Annotated in this window: 19 protein-coding genes; 10 read left to right on the plus strand and 9 right to left on the minus strand. The window is 54.7% G+C overall.

The window, feature by feature from the left end; translation table 11 throughout:
* Positions 1-2: 2 nt before the first annotated feature.
* The gene (locus ACT3RW_RS09410) at positions 3-449 is read right to left on the minus strand and encodes an Lrp/AsnC family transcriptional regulator (protein ID WP_262197574.1); all 447 of its coding nucleotides are present in this window, start codon (positions 447-449) and stop codon (positions 3-5) included.
* Between the two features lie 156 nt (positions 450-605).
* Between ACT3RW_RS09410 and ACT3RW_RS09415 the strand changes: the two genes are divergently transcribed.
* The 6 genes from ACT3RW_RS09415 to ACT3RW_RS09440 all read left to right on the plus strand — a co-directional run bounded on the left by ACT3RW_RS09415 (position 606) and on the right by ACT3RW_RS09440 (position 5,994).
* Positions 606-1,328, plus strand: coding sequence for a LysE family translocator (locus ACT3RW_RS09415; RefSeq protein WP_444613566.1), 723 nt, complete (start codon positions 606-608; stop codon positions 1,326-1,328).
* Between the two features lie 149 nt (positions 1,329-1,477).
* Positions 1,478-2,167, plus strand: coding sequence for an energy-coupling factor ABC transporter ATP-binding protein (locus ACT3RW_RS09420; protein WP_444613567.1), 690 nt, complete (start codon positions 1,478-1,480; stop codon positions 2,165-2,167).
* Positions 2,164-2,769, plus strand: coding sequence for an energy-coupling factor transporter transmembrane component T family protein (locus ACT3RW_RS09425; protein WP_444613568.1), 606 nt, complete (start codon positions 2,164-2,166; stop codon positions 2,767-2,769). Before ACT3RW_RS09420 ends, ACT3RW_RS09425 begins: the two co-directional genes overlap by 4 nt.
* Positions 2,770-2,815: 46 nt before the next feature.
* Positions 2,816-3,394 carry a biotin transporter BioY gene (locus tag ACT3RW_RS09430; RefSeq protein ID WP_131088397.1) on the plus strand — a complete coding sequence of 193 codons (579 nt, stop codon included), beginning with the start codon at positions 2,816-2,818 and terminating at the stop codon, positions 3,392-3,394.
* A gap of 3 nt (positions 3,395-3,397) precedes the next feature.
* Positions 3,398-4,834, plus strand: a complete 1,437-nt coding sequence (locus tag ACT3RW_RS09435) for a class I adenylate-forming enzyme family protein (RefSeq protein ID WP_444613569.1) — start codon at positions 3,398-3,400, stop codon at positions 4,832-4,834.
* Positions 4,831-5,994 (plus strand): thiolase family protein, encoded by a 1,164-nt coding sequence (locus ACT3RW_RS09440; RefSeq protein WP_444613570.1) that lies wholly within the window; start codon positions 4,831-4,833, stop codon positions 5,992-5,994. The genes ACT3RW_RS09435 and ACT3RW_RS09440 overlap by 4 nt, the downstream gene beginning before the upstream one ends.
* Before the next feature lie 118 nt (positions 5,995-6,112).
* Here ACT3RW_RS09440 and ACT3RW_RS09445 read toward each other — a convergent pair whose 3' ends face one another.
* The 5 genes from ACT3RW_RS09445 to ACT3RW_RS09465 form a co-directional block, all read right to left on the minus strand.
* Positions 6,113-6,457 carry a metal-sulfur cluster assembly factor gene (locus ACT3RW_RS09445; protein WP_131088400.1) on the minus strand — a complete coding sequence of 115 codons (345 nt, stop codon included), beginning with the start codon at positions 6,455-6,457 and terminating at the stop codon, positions 6,113-6,115.
* Between the two features lie 10 nt (positions 6,458-6,467).
* Positions 6,468-7,226: a Fe-S cluster assembly ATPase SufC gene (gene sufC, locus ACT3RW_RS09450; protein ID WP_131088401.1), complete on the minus strand. Its 759-nt coding sequence runs from the start codon at positions 7,224-7,226 to the stop codon at positions 6,468-6,470.
* Between the two features lie 61 nt (positions 7,227-7,287).
* Positions 7,288-8,568 (minus strand): Fe-S cluster assembly protein SufD, encoded by a 1,281-nt coding sequence (sufD, locus tag ACT3RW_RS09455; protein ID WP_131088402.1) that lies wholly within the window; start codon positions 8,566-8,568, stop codon positions 7,288-7,290.
* Between the two features lie 2 nt (positions 8,569-8,570).
* Positions 8,571-10,031, minus strand: a complete 1,461-nt coding sequence (sufB, locus tag ACT3RW_RS09460) for a Fe-S cluster assembly protein SufB (protein WP_131088403.1) — start codon at positions 10,029-10,031, stop codon at positions 8,571-8,573.
* Entirely contained in the window at positions 10,028-10,813 is a 786-nt protein-coding gene (locus ACT3RW_RS09465; RefSeq protein WP_131088404.1) for a helix-turn-helix transcriptional regulator, read from the minus strand. The genes sufB and ACT3RW_RS09465 overlap by 4 nt, the downstream gene beginning before the upstream one ends.
* 191 nt (positions 10,814-11,004) lie before the next feature.
* Between ACT3RW_RS09465 and ACT3RW_RS09470 the strand changes: the two genes are divergently transcribed.
* Genes ACT3RW_RS09470 through ACT3RW_RS09485 form a run of 4 tightly spaced genes read left to right on the plus strand, consistent with a single transcriptional unit; the run spans position 11,005 to position 13,688 of the window.
* Complete coding sequence (locus tag ACT3RW_RS09470; RefSeq protein ID WP_444613571.1) at positions 11,005-11,961, plus strand: ABC transporter ATP-binding protein; 957 nt, start codon at positions 11,005-11,007, stop codon at positions 11,959-11,961.
* Positions 11,958-12,719 carry an ABC transporter permease gene (locus ACT3RW_RS09475; RefSeq protein WP_262197567.1) on the plus strand — a complete coding sequence of 254 codons (762 nt, stop codon included), beginning with the start codon at positions 11,958-11,960 and terminating at the stop codon, positions 12,717-12,719. The genes ACT3RW_RS09470 and ACT3RW_RS09475 overlap by 4 nt, the downstream gene beginning before the upstream one ends.
* A 31-nt stretch (positions 12,720-12,750) precedes the next feature.
* Positions 12,751-13,086: a hypothetical protein gene (locus ACT3RW_RS09480; RefSeq protein ID WP_444613572.1), complete on the plus strand. Its 336-nt coding sequence runs from the start codon at positions 12,751-12,753 to the stop codon at positions 13,084-13,086.
* A 47-nt stretch (positions 13,087-13,133) separates the two neighbouring features.
* Positions 13,134-13,688 (plus strand): COX15/CtaA family protein, encoded by a 555-nt coding sequence (locus tag ACT3RW_RS09485; protein WP_444613573.1) that lies wholly within the window; start codon positions 13,134-13,136, stop codon positions 13,686-13,688.
* An 84-nt stretch (positions 13,689-13,772) separates the two neighbouring features.
* Here ACT3RW_RS09485 and ACT3RW_RS09490 read toward each other — a convergent pair whose 3' ends face one another.
* The 3 genes from ACT3RW_RS09490 to ACT3RW_RS09500 are packed head-to-tail and all read right to left on the minus strand — an operon-like array spanning position 13,773 to position 14,968.
* Entirely contained in the window at positions 13,773-14,168 is a 396-nt protein-coding gene (locus ACT3RW_RS09490; RefSeq protein ID WP_444613574.1) for a hypothetical protein, read from the minus strand.
* Positions 14,125-14,634 carry a DUF1700 domain-containing protein gene (locus ACT3RW_RS09495; protein WP_444613575.1) on the minus strand — a complete coding sequence of 170 codons (510 nt, stop codon included), beginning with the start codon at positions 14,632-14,634 and terminating at the stop codon, positions 14,125-14,127. The genes ACT3RW_RS09490 and ACT3RW_RS09495 overlap by 44 nt, the downstream gene beginning before the upstream one ends.
* On the minus strand, positions 14,618-14,968 hold the full coding sequence (locus ACT3RW_RS09500; protein ID WP_131088409.1) for a PadR family transcriptional regulator: 351 nt from the start codon (positions 14,966-14,968) through the stop codon (positions 14,618-14,620). Before ACT3RW_RS09500 ends, ACT3RW_RS09495 begins: the two co-directional genes overlap by 17 nt.
* Positions 14,969-15,104: the final 136 nt, after the last annotated feature.

Genomic DNA, 15,104 nt, shown 5'->3' on the forward strand with positions numbered 1-15,104 from the left:
AACTAGACAGGGATAACGGCGCGCTCTTTGATGTTACGCATCACGATGGTACTGGTGAGCTTCTCAACCCCAGGTAGTCCGACCAAGACATCGTCATAAACGCGCTGGTAATGACTGAGGTCTTCGGCAAAAACGCGGAGCAAAAAGTCAGGTTCACCAAAAAGTCGTTGCGCGTCAACGATGAGATCCACCTTTTCGACGGCTAGCTCAAAATCTTTGAGCTGCGCACGATCCTTGAGCGTGACAAACACGAGCGCTTCAAAACCTAGACCAACCCGATCTGCAGCGATCACGGCTTGATATCCCGTAATGATTCCGGTTCGCTCAAGCTCACGAATACGTCGATGGCACGGAGCTACGGACAGACCAATCTTTGTGGCCAACGCCGTAGCGCTGATACGACCGTCAATCTGCAGTTCAGCGAGTATCGCGCGATCCAATTTGTCCATGATGCCAGCGTAGCGCACAAATAGTTTGCGCCAACTCGTCAGAAAGTACGCTTTTCTTGCACAAAGTTCGGATTCCTCCCAAAAATCAGCAAACACATTTTGAGTGAAATTTCCTATGGTTGATTCAACGCTGATTGATACCTAGGAGACGGACTTATGGACCTCGCTCAAATTGCAGGATTTCTCCTAGTCTCAGTTACTTTGGCGTGCACCCCAGGAGCCGATTGGGCATACATCATTTCGGCAGCCCTCGGCCAGCGCAGCTACCGGCCAGCAATCTGGGGTCTCATCTCCGGCTACCTTTTGCACACGGCACTGTTGGTTTGCGGAATCGCAGCTTTGGTCGCCAGTTCACCAACTGCTTTGATGTGGTTAACCGTTGCTGGCTCCTTCTACCTACTCTGGCTCGGCATCTCCACGCTGGCGTCATTCAAACGTGCGAAGTTTTATGATCCAGCCGAGGCTTCAAGTCCTTCTAGCGTCGACTCTGCAGATTTTGTACCAGCAGAAAGTCGCACACCGCTGAGCGAGGGTTCCGTTGCGGTCATGTCCAAGCCCAAAGGTTCCATAATTTCACGAAGCCCGTACCTGCGTGGCCTACTGACCAGTGGAACAAATCCCAAAGCGTTACTACTCTACGTTGCCTTGATTCCGCAGTACCTGGACACCTCAGCAACAGCGCCAATCTCCGTTCAGACCGCCACCTACGGTCTAACACATGTGGGCGTTTCGATTGTTGTCTACTTCAGCGTCGCGATGGCAGCAAGGGCGTTGTTGCGCTCACGTCCAAAGGTAGCTCGGGGCGTCACATTATGCTCGGGTGTCATTATGGTGTGCCTCGCGCTTGGCTTGATCTACGAACAATTTTTTGTCGCATAGCTAATTTATTGAACGCTGATCAAGACAATTGAACAGTGATCAAGTATGCTCTTTATCGATGGTATTTCAACCATCCGATCCGTTAGTCAGACCAACGCCACAATGACGTGCAAGTTCGGTTTGGCTCAGAGCATCACGCTGGAGCTTTTGTGGAACTACCCCCAATCCGCATCGAGAACGTCACTGTTCGGTATGAGGACAGAGACGTTTTGACAGACGTCAGTCTCACCCTGAACGAACAGCGAATTGGCATCATTGGCGCCAACGGCGCCGGCAAAAGCACGTTGTCACGGTTGCTCAACGGACTGGTGCTTCCCACCCAAGGTTCGGTTCATATCGGCGAGCTGAACACCAAGCAACACTCCAAGCCGATCAGGCGTCAAGTGGGATTTGTTTTTCAGAATCCCGCCAATCAAATCATCATGCCGATCGTCTCCGAAGATATTGCTTTTGGGCTAAAGAACCTGGGGATGAGTAAAAATGAGCGGCAGCAACGCGTCGCGGAAACCTTGTCCGAGCTGAACATCTCCCACCTCGCAGATCGTGAAAGCCATACGCTCTCCGGTGGCGAGCAACAAATGGTGGCACTGGCTTCAGTCCTAGCGATGCGCCCTCGGACCATCGTTTTTGATGAGCCAACAACCATGCTCGACTTGCGCAACAGGCTTGGCTTTCAACGCGAAGTATCCAGGCTCTCACAAAGAGCCATCGTGATTACCCATGACCTGGAAATCCTCGAAGACTTTGAACGTGTGCTCGTCGTGACCGATGGACACATTGCGTTCGACGGGCCCGCCGATGCCGCAATCGACCACTACCGGGCATGGAGTCACGCATGATCGCGGCTCACAATACCTCGTACCTTTCGCGCATAAAGCCCGGATGGAAGTTTGGAAGCCTGCTGGTACTGAGCATCGCGCTCTACATGATTACTTCGTGGCAGGTCCTGCTGGTGGCATTCGTGCTCAGTGTGTTCTTGCTGGCCACCGCACGTGTACCAATGAAATTCCTTCGCGGACCATTGATCTCCATCACCATCATTCTTGGTGTCGTTTTTATCCTGCTAGGGATACAAACGGACTGGCTAAACGCTCTTCGCTCGGTTCTACGCCTGTTGACCATGTGTCTATTGGCTTATTCGGTCAGTCTCACCACGCGCTTTTCAGAGATGCTGGAACTCTTTCAGCAAGTTGCCTCGCCACTACGCTACGTGGGCGGAAATCCAGATCAAATCGCATTGGCTCTCTCAATGACTATTCGCTTCATTCCTGAATTGAAAAAGGTCTACATTGAGGTCCGAGAAGCGCAACATGCTCGGGGCTTGGCTAACAACCCGCTGGCCGTCACGGTCCCACTGGTCGTACGTTCACTAAAAATCGCAGACGAAACTGCGGAGGCACTCGATGCCCGCGGCTACGATTCGGCACCGACACGGCGCTAGCTTCACACCGATTTCTCCCTTACTCTTGCTCTCCCTAGGAAAATCTATGACTTCTTCAACTTCCACCTCACAAACCAAGAACACTGTCTACATTGCCGTCTTCGCCGCGATGATCGCCGCCATGGGTTTGCTTCCTCCGATCACGCTTGGAATCATCCCCGTGCCGATCACGTTGCAAACTCTCGGAGTCATGTTGGCCGGAGCGTTGCTCGGTCCATGGCGTGGTGCTATGGCTTCACTAGTCGTCGTTGTTCTGGCCTTGGCTGGGTTGCCCTTGCTCGCCGGAGGACGTGGCGGGTTCGGCGTATTCTTGGGCCCAACCGGCGGATACCTCTTGGGATGGATTCTAGGGTCCCTGATCATCGGTGCACTGTTCAAGTACTGGGTGTTGCGGATTACCGGCAAGACGGCCCAGTTCTTTGCAGGATTACTCTCCGTGATCGCCGGCGGCATCGGAGGCATCTATCTCTGTGGTGTCCCTTGGACTGCAATGGTTACCGGACTGGACCTAGGCACCTCGCTGCTTGGTTCAGCGGCGTTCCTACCTGGCGATCTGTTCAAGGCAGTCGTGACCACCTTGGTGGCCCTAACCGTGCACCGCAGTTACCGTGGGCTGATGAAGTAAGCCATGGATTACTGGACCGCTCTGAATCATTGGTCCCAACAACGCCCCGATCATCTAGCCGTTGCTTCTACCGTCGGCCAGCTGACCTATTCTCAGCTAGCCGACTACGCCCAGCAACTGGCTACAACGCTGGATGCTGTTCCAAATCAACGAATTGGAATACTGACCAGCGACCCCGTTCAGATGGCTGTCGGCTTCCAAGGAACTGCGCTGGCGGGCAAGACCTTAGTAGTGCTCGACCCAGCTTGGCCTGAAGCGCTCCTGCGTTCAATGATCAATCTGCTTCAGTGTACCCATCTGATCTCCCAGGACTTACCGGAATGTCTTGATGCCGACACCTTCAAGCTGGTTCCACTCCCCCAGAGTGGTTCAACTGGCCCACGGATCACCCGTGCCAATTCACCCAAACGTGAACTACTGATCATCTGCACTTCGGGTACAACATCACGACCCAAGGCAATTGTCAGGACCGCTGAATCCTGGACCACATCCATAGCTTCCGGCGCAGACATATTGGGAGCAACCTCAGCTTCGATCACGCTTTCTCCCGGTCCAATATCCCATGGTCTCGGACTGTACTCGCTGGTGGAATCCTTACACACCGGTGGAACATTCGTGGGCACCGGTCGATGGAATGTGGACGGAAACCGCACGCTTCTCAAGCGCTTCAGGTGCAACAGAATTGTCAGCGTTCCGACCATTCTGGAACTGATGCTCAACAGCATAGATGCCAACCTGCTTGGCCACGTGACCTGCGTGGTTAGCGGCGGAGAATCACTACGTCCCGTAGTCGTGAACCAATTACATAGTCTTGTCTCCTTGAGGCACTGCGTTGAATACTTTGGGAGCAGCGAACACAGTCTGATTGCCTATGCGAAACGCATCCCCGGAGGTGTGGCTTCCAACAACTTCGTTGGGACATTGTTCCCAGAGGTGGAAGTTCACCTGCACGACAAGGATCTGCACACTGGCACGGGACGCGTATTTGTTCAAAGTCCGTTTAACGCGATTGATTACTTGGCCGAGACCGCCCCACCCATGGCCAGATGCCACACTTCGACAAGCATCTGCGACATGGCAAAGGTATCGGGTAATCGCGAGATAACTTTCTTGCGGCGCGGTGACGGAATGCTGAATCTGCACGGCAACAACATCTACGTCCAAGAAATAGAACAGGCTTTTGTCCGAGTCGGATTGCCTCAGATAAAGATCCAGGTCCAGGGCAGTGACGGAAATGAACGCCTCGTCGCCTTCGTCTGCTCCACACCTGTTGAAGGCCAGGACCTCTTATCCGAGCTCGGAGAATTCCTGCCCACCTACAAAATCCCCCACGAAGTCATATTCATGAGCCGTTGGCCGCAAACTTTCAGCGGCAAGGCGACCCTATTGCATCTGGACGAAGGCTCCGAAGAATTCCTACAAAGATTGCGACTACGATGACTGACGCCTTTGTCACTAATGCACTACGCACGCCGATCGTTAGGGCAGGTAAAGAGTACGCCCGCACAAACGCCGAACAACTTTTGGCACCGGTTTTTGATGCCCTGCTCGAACGCTGTGGATTGTCGCCGGCGAGCGTTGATCACGTGTTCGTTGGAAATGCCGCAGGACCGGGCGGCAATATTGCGCGCGTCGCGGCGCTCGCTTCGGGCCTACCTTCATCAGTTGGAGCTACATCTCTGGATGCACAGTGCGCTAGCGCGTTAGAGGCCATTGCAGCCGGCGCACGCATGATTCGTTGTGGCGAGGCTCAGGTTGTACTTGCTGGTGGTGTGGAATCGGTCAGCACCGCGCCCTGGCGGGTCGAAAAGCAGACGTCTTCCATCTCGCCGCCAAGACTCTATTCACGAGCAAGATTCACTCCGTATCCAGACCCCGATCCAGATATGGGTACCGCTGCAGAAAACATTGCTGCACGATTCGGTGTGAGTCGGGCTCGGCAGGATGTCTTTGCCTTGCAAAGCCACCAACGCGCAGTGCAAGCTGCGGTGGATGGCGTCTTTCGCGATGAACTAGTTCCAGTGAAGACCGCCTCTGGACTCATCGAGGAAGACACGTGTCCTAGATCCACGCTCAGTGCCAAGAAGCTGGCTACGCTCAAACCCGCCTTTGTGGAAGGCGGAAGCGTGACGGCAGGAAATTCTTGCCCGATCAATGACGGGGCAAGCGCTGTGCTCTTGGTCAGCGACAAGGTTCTTGAGAAGCTGCAGCCGCAGTTTGCCCTGCGCTATCTCGCATCGTCCTCTGCCGGATGTGACCCTGAAATCTTGGGGATGGCCGCTGCACCTGCCTATCAAAAGCTCTCAAAGCATCTGGAGCACGCACCACAGCAGTACGCGCCGCTGATTGAGTTTAATGAAGCCTTCGCCGTCCAAGCGCTGGCCTGTCTTGATCAATTGGGGATCGCTCCCGAGTCAGTCAATCGAGAAGGCGGTGCCTTGGCACTTGGGCATCCCTACGGGGCTAGTGGAGCTGTTCTAGTCACGCGGCTATTTTCTCAAGCACGGCGAATGAATCTGTCTGGGCAACGGGCTTTCGCATTGATGGCTGCGGCCGGCGGCACAGGTAGCGCCATCGGGTTTGAATCAGTCATCAATTGATCTCTACTCGCGTCGTACAGTAACCCGTATTTTCAGCACAGTCTCTAACTCAAACAAAAAACGCGAGTCGCTACGGATCTTTTCGGATCTGTAGCGACTCGCGTTTTAGGGGTCGAAATTAGATGTTGAACCCAAGGGCTCGCATCTGATCGCGACCGTCATCGGTGATGCGTTCTGGACCCCAAGGTGGCATCCAAACCCAATTCAGACGGTGATCATCAACGATGTTCTCCAACGCCTTTGAAACCTGCTCCTCGATAATGTCGGTGAGCGGGCAAGCTGCGGTGGTCAACGTGAGATCAAGAATTAGCACGCCATCTTCTGCGTACTTCAAACCGTAGAGCAGCCCCAAGTCAACGATATTAACTCCCAGTTCCGGGTCAATAACGTCCTTAAGAGCTTCCTCAACATCTTCCAGAGGAGTCGAAACGGCTCCTACGCTCTGCTCGGTTGATTCAGTCATTGAAATACCTTTAGGCCTTGACGTTCAGGTAGCGGTCGTAGCCTTCGTCTTCCAGACGGTCAGCAAGCTCCGGGCCGCCCTGTTCAGCAACGTGACCGTCGACAAACACGTGAACGAAGTCAGGCTTGATGTAACGCAGGATGCGAGTGTAGTGGGTGATCAACAAGGTACCCATGTTGTTCTCATCCTGTGCGCGGTTCACGCCCTCAGATACGATCTTCAGTGCGTCAACGTCCAAGCCCGAGTCGGTCTCGTCGAGAATGGCGAACTTAGGCTTGAACAGTTCCAGCTGAAGGATCTCAACACGCTTCTTCTCGCCACCGGAGAAGCCTTCGTTGACGTTACGACCAGCGAAGTCGGCGTCAATCTTGAGCTTGCCCATAGCTTCCTTGACGTCCTTGGTCCAAGTACGCAGCTTCGGAGCTTCTCCGTCGATTGCGGTCTTAGCGGTACGCAGGAAGTTGGTCATGGTTACGCCTGGTACCTCAACTGGGTACTGCATAGCCAAGAACAGGCCAGCCTTGGCGCGCTCGTCAACGCTCATTTCCAGCACGTTTTCACCGTCGAGGGTGATGGAGCCGGAGGTGACGTTGTAGCGTGGGTGGCCAGCGATGGTCGAAGCCAAGGTCGACTTACCCGAACCGTTAGGACCCATAATTGCGTGGGTCTCGCCGGTCTTGATGCTCAGGGTTACACCCTTGAGAATTTCCTTCTCGCCCTGCTCGGTGTCAATAGAGACGTGCAGGTCTTTGATTTCCAGAGTAGACATACGTCGTTCCGTTTCTTTCTAAAAAGCTCTAAGGCTAAAAAGCTGGTGAAGCGAGTACTACCTAGTGCTCGGTAGCAGCCAATTCTTCTTCGATGGTGTCGGTCAGTCGCTCCTGGAGAGCTTCGTCGCCGATTTGCTGAACGATTTCGTTCAGGAAGCCACGGACTACCAAGCGGCGTGCGGTCTTTTCGTCGATACCGCGAGCCATCAGGTAGAAGAGGTGCTCATCATCGAAGCGACCGGTGGTCGATGCGTGTCCAGCACCATCGATCAAACCAGTTTCGATTTCCAGGTTTGGAACCGAGTCAGCGCGAGCGCCGTCGGTCAGAACCAAGTTGCGGTTAGCTTCGTAGGAATCGGTACCCACAGCTTCCTTCTGGATCAGCACGTCGCCAACCCAAACAGTGTGTGCGTCCTTGCCCTGTAGCGCGCCCTTGTAAAGAACGTTCGACTTGCAGTTAGGAACTGCGTGGTCGACGAACAGACGGTGCTCAAGGTGCTGGCCGGGATCTGCGAAGTACAGGCCGTAAAGCTCAACTTCCGCACGTTCGCCGGTGAAGCGAGCCGATGGGTTCACACGAACCAAGTCGCCACCGAAGGAAACAACGATGTGCTTGAACTTAGCGCCCTGGGCAACCAGTGCCTGCTGCGAGGAAGCGTGTACTGCGTCATCTTCCCAAGCCTGCAGTGAAATCACAGTCAAACGGGCGTTGGCGCGAACATCAAATTCGATGTTCTGTGCCAGTACTGCCGAGCCAACGTGATCCAAGATCACGGTAGCTTCTGAGTTTTCTTCAGCAACAATGATCAGGTGCTGAGCGGCAGGAACCAACGATTCGCCGGTGATGCGAAGGCTAGCGTTAGCGCCTTCAGCATTCTTCGGAATGGTCACAACCTGAGTCTCGGAAGCGAACTTCCAAGCATTGGCTGAAACGCGATCATCCGGAGTATGCGCTACACCGTTGAGGGAATCATCTGCAGACACAACCGAAAGCTTGGCGATGTCATTTCCGGTGAGTTCAACCTTTGGAGCTGCGCCAGTGAGGTCATCACTGTGCAGGCCCTTAAGTCGCTTCAAAGGGGTGAAACGCCAGTCTTCTTCACGACCGGTCAGCTTTGCGAAATCCTCAACGTTGGTGCTGGTCAAACGACCGGCACGCGAAGAATCCGGAGCAGCAACTCCGCCACCGTGGCTGTGTGCCTTGGTGGAGGCACCGCCTAGTGGCGAGCTGTCATTATCGTTGATCGGCGAAAGATCTTCGCCCTCTTCGGTGAAACCAGGAATGGATGGAGCGCCAATGCGCACCTTCTCCTCTGGGATGTGGGTGGTGGTCTCCGACATTCTTAACCGACCGATCCTTCCATCTGAAGTTCAATAAGGCGGTTCAGTTCCAGCGCGTATTCCATAGGAAGCTCACGCGCAATTGGCTCAACGAAGCCACGCACGATCATCGCCATTGCCTCGTCCTCGGCCATACCGCGGGACATGAGGTAGAACAGCTGCTCTTCGGAAACGCGGGAAACGGTCGCCTCGTGGCCCATGGTGACGTCGTCTTCACGAACGTCGATGTATGGGTACGTGTCCGAACGCGAAATCTGGTCAACCAGCAACGCGTCACAGACCACCGAGTTCTTGGTGCCCTTGGCACCTTCCTGAACCTGAACCAGACCACGGTAAGCCGAGCGTCCACCGTTACGAGCAACCGACTTGGCAACAATGGCCGAGGAGGTGTTCGGAGCGATGTGAACCATCTTGGAACCGGTGTCCTGGTGCTGGCCTTCGCCTGCGAAAGCGATGGACAGGGTCTCGCCCTTGGCGTGCTCGCCAACAAGGTAGACCGCAGGGTACTTCATGGTGACCTTGGAACCGATGTTGCCATCGACCCATTCCATGGTTGCGCCTTCTTCACAGATAGCGCGCTTGGTCACCAGGTTGTACACGTTGTTCGACCAGTTCTGGATCGTCGTGTAGCGAACGCGAGCGTTCTTCTTCACGATGATTTCCACAACTGCCGAGTGCAGCGAATCAGACTGGTAGATCGGGGCGGTGCAACCCTCGATGTAGTGAACGTAAGATCCTTCATCAGCGATGATCAAGGTGCGCTCGAACTGACCCATGTTCTCCGTGTTAATACGGAAGTAGGCCTGCAGTGGGATTTCTACGTGTACGCCCTTAGGAACGTAAACGAAAGAGCCACCGGACCATACTGCGGTGTTCAACGAAGCGAACTTGTTATCGCCTGCTGGGATTACCGAGCCGAAGTACTCCTGGAAGATCTCTGGGTGTTCCTTCAGACCGGTATCGGTATCAAGGAAGATGACGCCCTGAGCTTCAAGGTCCTCACGCAGCTGGTGGTAAACAACCTCAGACTCGTACTGAGCGGCAACACCGGAAACTAGGCGCTGCTTTTCAGCCTCAGGAATACCCAACTTGTCGTAGGTGTTCTTGATGTCTTCAGGAAGCTCATCCCAAGTGGTTGCTTGCTTCTCGGTGGAACGCACGAAGTACTTGATGTTGTCGAAGTCAATGCCCGAGAGGTCTGGACCCCAGGTTGGCATTGGCTTGCGGTCAAAGTACTTCAGCGCCTTCTGGCGGCGGTCCAGCATCCATTCTGGCTCGGACTTGAGGGCGGAAATGTTCGCCACAACGTCCTTGTCAACGCCGCGGCGAGCGTTAGCACCCGCGTCGTTCTTATCTGACCAGCCATATTCGTAATTGCCGATTCCTTGGAGTTCGGGGTTCTTCTCCAGAATTTCGGAAATTACACCTGGGTCTGCTGACTCCTGTGCAATCTGATCCGTCATCGCGGCCTCTCCTGCTTCGTGAACTGAATTCGAGTTCTCTTCTCGGCGCGCATTGGCGCCTTTTCACGCCCCACAGGGATGTGGGTCGTGCACACGTGTCCGCCGCCAGCCAAGGTCGACAATCGTCGAACGTCGACTCCAAGCAATCTGGCGAACATTTCAGTTTCCATGTCGCAAAACACCGGAAACTCTCGTGCCAAGTCTTGTATTGGGCAGTGGCCCTGACACAGCTGAACGCTATGCATCAAAGCGGTTGCCACTTTTGTATCAACTTTTCGGCTGTACCCCACAAACCCGTCCGCGCTAAGCAAATTGCTTAGAACTTCGGCTCGTGCTTCCAGTCCTTCAACACCGATCAACGCTTTCGCGTATCGGGTCTCCATTTGTGCGAAACGATTACGCGCGAAGGTGCGAATCGCATCGTCTCCTGCCGCATCGCCGAGCATCTTTAGTGCGTCGGTAGCGATTTCCAAGTAGTCGTTGCCGAGCTTCGTCTGGCCGCGGTGCGAAAGCACGTAGCGACGTGACGGGCGTCCGGCGCCCGACTTCTGGTTTGCTACCAGTTTCACTTCAACAAGTCCCGACTTCGAGAGAGCGTCAAGGTGACGGCGTACTGCTGCCGGAGTGAAGCCAAGCTTGTTGCCCAGCTCCGCTGCACTCACAGGTCCGTCCTCTAGTACTGCGTAGAGAACACGATCGCGCGTGCGTTCTTCGGTATCCCCAACTGCACCAACTGTTTCGGCAGTGGAGCCACTAGCTGAGTCTAAATTTGATGAATACACAACACAATCATGCGTAAATTTTTGCTCTAGGTCTAGTAAGGAAGGGCTTACTAAGTGAGAGCTTGCCCACCTCGTCATCCGATACCTCTTAAGTAAGAACTTCTCTTTCCATTCTCTCGCCCCTAGTCGGTGACCGCGAGTCTTGGTGACACAGTCCTCAAAATTCCAACTTCGACATGTCGTAGAATGTTTTGGTGTCTTCCCAAACCCCCAGTCTGATCATCAATGAACTGGCCAAAGATTTAGGGCCAGTCCCAGCCTTGGACAACCGCATGCTGCGCGTCCTAGAGTCAGTGACCCTGAAGGCTTACCCCGGCCAGATCACCACGCTGCTCGGGGCAAATGGCGCCGGCAAATCCACCACCCTGGCCTGCGCCCAAGGCTTACTGCAACCCAACGGTGGCACGGTCGAGCTACTGGGTCAGGATCCCTTCGGCGACAACCCCGACCTTCGTTCGCGGGTGGGCGTTATGCTTCAAGACGGTGGACTTCCCCCCTCGATGCGGCCAGTGCCGTTGCTGCGACACGTCGCATCCTTGTATAAGAACCCCATCGACATTGATGCGTTGATCACACGACTAGATCTCGAGTCTTTTGGGACCAGAACTATTCGCCGACTCTCCGGCGGCCAAAAGCAGCGTGTAGCCATGGCTATTGCGCTAGCTGGCGATCCAGAAGTTCTTTTCCTTGATGAGCCCAGCGCCGGGTTGGACCCACAGTCGCGTCAAGTCGTTTTTGATTTGATCTCTGAGCTGCGTGATGCCGGCAAGGCAATTATTCTCACCACTCACCTCATGGATGACGCCCAGCGCCTAAGCGACTACGTCTACATCATCGATAAGGGCTGCACCGTCGCCCAAGGCACCGTTGCCGAACTGATCGAGCGAGCTGCCGAAGATCAAGACACCCGGCCAATTGCCTTTGCGGCACCGGCTGGCCTAGTCCTTCCAGAACCGCCTGCTGGTTTACACCTTTCAGAAACCTCTCTCGGCGAATACCGCTTGGACGGTGTCAGCTCCCCCGAACACCTGAACTGGTTAACCACCTGGTGGGTCCAAGAAGGTATTCTGCCCACGCAGCTCAACCTTCAATCACGCAGCCTCGAAGATGTGTTCCTCGAATTCGCACAAAAGGAGGAACGCGCATGAGCCAGCCAGTAGCAACGTCAAACGCCACATCGCCGCTCAAACGTATTCTCGCTCAGGGTAAGTACGAGTCCATTCAGATGCTCAGCAATGGTGAGCAGCTCATCCTTGCCGTGGTTATGCCGCTGATTGCATTGGTCGTTCTGAACGTCACCGATCTGATCGAGGGTGTAGCGGAACGAAATATCGACGCCGCAGTCCCCGGCGTGTTGGCACTGTGCGTTATTTCAACAGCCTTCACTGGTCAGGGCATCGGTACCGGCTTTGATCGCCGTTACGGTGTGTTGACGATGTTCTCCACTACTCCCCTGGGTAAGGCTGGTCTGATTTTCGGCAAGGTTATTGCCGTGCTGACCGTCTTGGTTATTCAGGTTGTGCTGATCACCGCTGTGGGCCTGTTCATGGGCTGGCATCCAAACCTTGCGGGTATCGCCCCAGGAATCCTGTTCTTGCTCCTAGGCGCGGCCGCATTCACCTCTCTGGGTCTGCTGATTGCCGGAACCGTTAGGCCAGAAGCAACCTTGGCGATCACCAACCTCGCTTGGATCCTGCTAGCTGGCGCTGGTGGCGTCTTGTATCCACTGAGCATGGCGCCGGCGTGGATTCAGCCCACCTTGAACGCCTTGCCCTCTGCGGCCTTGGGCGATGCAATGCGCGACGCATTAATTTCAGGACACTTCAGCATTGCTGGACTGATTTTCCTTCTCTTGTGGTCCGCAGCTGCATCCTTCGCCGCCATCAAGCTGTTCAAGTGGAACTAAGCTACCGAATTAGTCTCTAAGGGAGATTCCCATGTCTTCAGACCTATCCGCACAAAGCTGGGCCAGCAGGTTGCCAACAAAAATCACGCCTTTGGTGCACGGCCTAGCTATCGCTTCTCTGGTTTCGCAAGTTGGCATCATCGTCACCGGTGGGGCTGTCCGCCTGACCAAGTCTGGTTTAGGTTGTTCACGTTGGCCGAATTGTGTTCCAGGATCCATGACGCCCGTTCCTGAAATGGGAATTCACGGCATCATCGAGTTCGGAAACCGCACGCTGACTTTCGTTTTGCTGTTCATTGCCATCGCGTTCCTGATTTCGGTTTGGTCGATGCGTCGCAGCCACTCAACCATTTTTAAGTTGGCCTGATTCTGCTTCTGGGTATCCCTGCTCAGGGCGTCATTGGTGGCATTACGGTGCTGACCGGGCTGAATCCATGGATAGTTTCCTTGCACTTCCTGCTTTCCGGAACGTTGGTCGTGCTGGCCACGCTCCTGGTGAACCGCACTCGTACCGAGCTCAAGAAGCAAGTAAGTCCCCCGGCTACCAAGAGCCTTCGACAGGTTTCGACTGCTGCCTGGATCTTCTCAATCGTTTCAGTCATTCTTGGCACCATCGTCACCGGCACCGGGCCGCACGCAGGTGACGCAACTGCGCCAAGGCATATGTTTGATCCATCGTTGGTGACGCGGATGCACACTGCCCCGGTCTACCTGCTGGTTATCGCGACAATCGCCCTGATCATCATGACTCGCAAGTCGGATGTGAACCGGCGCCTGCGCACTTCCGTCTGGTGGCTGGTGGTAGTCATCCTTATCCAAGCCGCTATCGGATATACCCAACACTTCACCGGGCTACCAATCGGTTTGGTTCTCCTGCATATGCTTGGGGCCAGCCTGTTGCTGGTATCCAGTACAGATACCTGGGATCGAACTTCGCTTCTTCCGAAGTATCAGCGAGTCGACAACTAGTCTCGGCGTAACGCTCGGGTGGCCATGCAACTAAAATGCATGGCCACCCGAACTGTTTAAAATGTGTTGACAACCGCCAGGGGCCTAACTTGCCAGCTTACGTTTCTCAAACCACAGCAGGCCATATAAGCCAAAGTAGAAGTACGCAATACCCGCTAGCCATAACGCTGCCATCAACATCCCTTGATCAAGGATGGAACCGATGGACACCCCTGCTCCAATGACGCAAGTTGCCCAGAGCGCCAGCCTGAATTTGAGAACGAACCCTACGCCGCAAAGGAGTCCGAGCGCTGCATAGACGTAGGCGCCTGCTCCCTGAACGCCACCGGTGGCCAGCCCAGCTAAGGAAAGCAACACCGGGATCAACAACACGACGCCACCGATAGCTTGAACGGTGCGCGACCGCTTGGATCTACCAACATGGCTGAGCTTTAGATTATTTGCACCGGCGAGCATCCAGGCGGTGACCATCGAAGGCACGAAAAACATTCCCAGCCCGGTCCCGCAGATAATCACGACAACCGTCATGACAATGGCGGCCGCAATGCTGTATTTTCGCGCAGTAGTCGTAATTGATGCTCAGTCCTTGAAGCTCTACAGGGCCAAAAGCCATGTTCACAATGGTTGAATCCGAGGATCGCGAAATAATCGCGGAAAACAGACCCGTCACCAACGCGACGATGCCCAGTACCCGGCGGATGCGACGCAGTCGAGGCGAGTTTCCGTCACGCAGCACGTCTTCTAGGTACGGTGCCGCTACTGCTTGCGGAGTTCCGAGGGCGGCAATGATCTCGCTTTCGCTACGCCCCCTTTCGCGACCTTCATCGATGTGCTCCGCGATATCTTCAACGAGCTCTCGTCGAGCCTCTATCGGCACATTTCGTAATTGATGATCCAACGACCGCAGATAGGCCTCCACGCTTTGGTTCTCAGCTGCCTTCGCCATCTTGCCCTCCAAGCAATTGTTCAACCTGTTCCGTAATGTCGGCCCACACGGCGCGGAACTCCTTGAGCATGATCTGCCCGTGGCCGGTGATTGAGTAGTATTTTCGCTTTCGGCCTGCCCCGCCTTCTTCCCAACGAGTCTCGACCAACCCTGCAGTTTTCATTCGGGCAAGTAGCGGATACAGGCTGCCTTCCCCTGCCGTCAAATGACGTTTCGTCAGTTCCTCAGCAAGTTCTAGCCCATACTTGTCGTCGTTAGCCAGTGATCCTAGGACGCAATATTCGAGAACACCCTTGCGTATATTGGTTGCTATCTTTTCGCGCTGTTCGAGCATGAATTGAGCATACCTTGCATAACAAGACTTGCATAGCAAGATTAACTTGCATGATGCAGACCGACATTAGGTGGACTATAGAGCGGGCACTAACTACGTCCTGGCACCGGGCATGCAAAAGCCCCTCCGCCAATCC

The sequence above is a fragment of the Glutamicibacter sp. AOP5-A2-18 genome (genome assembly GCF_052446055.1).
Taxonomy (GTDB): Bacteria; Actinomycetota; Actinomycetes; order Actinomycetales; family Micrococcaceae; genus Glutamicibacter.

What these genes read in the sequence shown, in the direction of transcription:
- ACT3RW_RS09475 (WP_262197567.1), top strand. Translation starts at nt 11,958, where the DNA reads ATGAGCCAGCCAGTAGCAACGTCAAACGCCACATCGCCGCTCAAACGT.
- ACT3RW_RS09415 (WP_444613566.1), top strand. Translation starts at nt 606, where the DNA reads ATGGACCTCGCTCAAATTGCAGGATTTCTCCTAGTCTCAGTTACTTTG.
- ACT3RW_RS09445 (WP_131088400.1), bottom strand. Translation starts at nt 6,457, where the DNA reads ATGACTGAATCAACCGAGCAGAGCGTAGGAGCCGTTTCGACTCCTCTG.
- ACT3RW_RS09480 (WP_444613572.1), top strand. Translation starts at nt 12,751, where the DNA reads ATGTCTTCAGACCTATCCGCACAAAGCTGGGCCAGCAGGTTGCCAACA.
- sufB (WP_131088403.1), bottom strand. Translation starts at nt 10,031, where the DNA reads ATGACGGATCAGATTGCACAGGAGTCAGCAGACCCAGGTGTAATTTCC.
- sufC (WP_131088401.1), bottom strand. Translation starts at nt 7,226, where the DNA reads ATGTCTACTCTGGAAATCAAAGACCTGCACGTCTCTATTGACACCGAG.
- sufD (WP_131088402.1), bottom strand. Translation starts at nt 8,568, where the DNA reads ATGTCGGAGACCACCACCCACATCCCAGAGGAGAAGGTGCGCATTGGC.
- ACT3RW_RS09440 (WP_444613570.1), top strand. Translation starts at nt 4,831, where the DNA reads ATGACTGACGCCTTTGTCACTAATGCACTACGCACGCCGATCGTTAGG.
- ACT3RW_RS09495 (WP_444613575.1), bottom strand. Translation starts at nt 14,634, where the DNA reads ATGGCGAAGGCAGCTGAGAACCAAAGCGTGGAGGCCTATCTGCGGTCG.
- ACT3RW_RS09430 (WP_131088397.1), top strand. Translation starts at nt 2,816, where the DNA reads ATGACTTCTTCAACTTCCACCTCACAAACCAAGAACACTGTCTACATT.
- ACT3RW_RS09435 (WP_444613569.1), top strand. Translation starts at nt 3,398, where the DNA reads ATGGATTACTGGACCGCTCTGAATCATTGGTCCCAACAACGCCCCGAT.
- ACT3RW_RS09425 (WP_444613568.1), top strand. Translation starts at nt 2,164, where the DNA reads ATGATCGCGGCTCACAATACCTCGTACCTTTCGCGCATAAAGCCCGGA.
- ACT3RW_RS09500 (WP_131088409.1), bottom strand. Translation starts at nt 14,968, where the DNA reads ATGCTCGAACAGCGCGAAAAGATAGCAACCAATATACGCAAGGGTGTT.
- ACT3RW_RS09410 (WP_262197574.1), bottom strand. Translation starts at nt 449, where the DNA reads ATGGACAAATTGGATCGCGCGATACTCGCTGAACTGCAGATTGACGGT.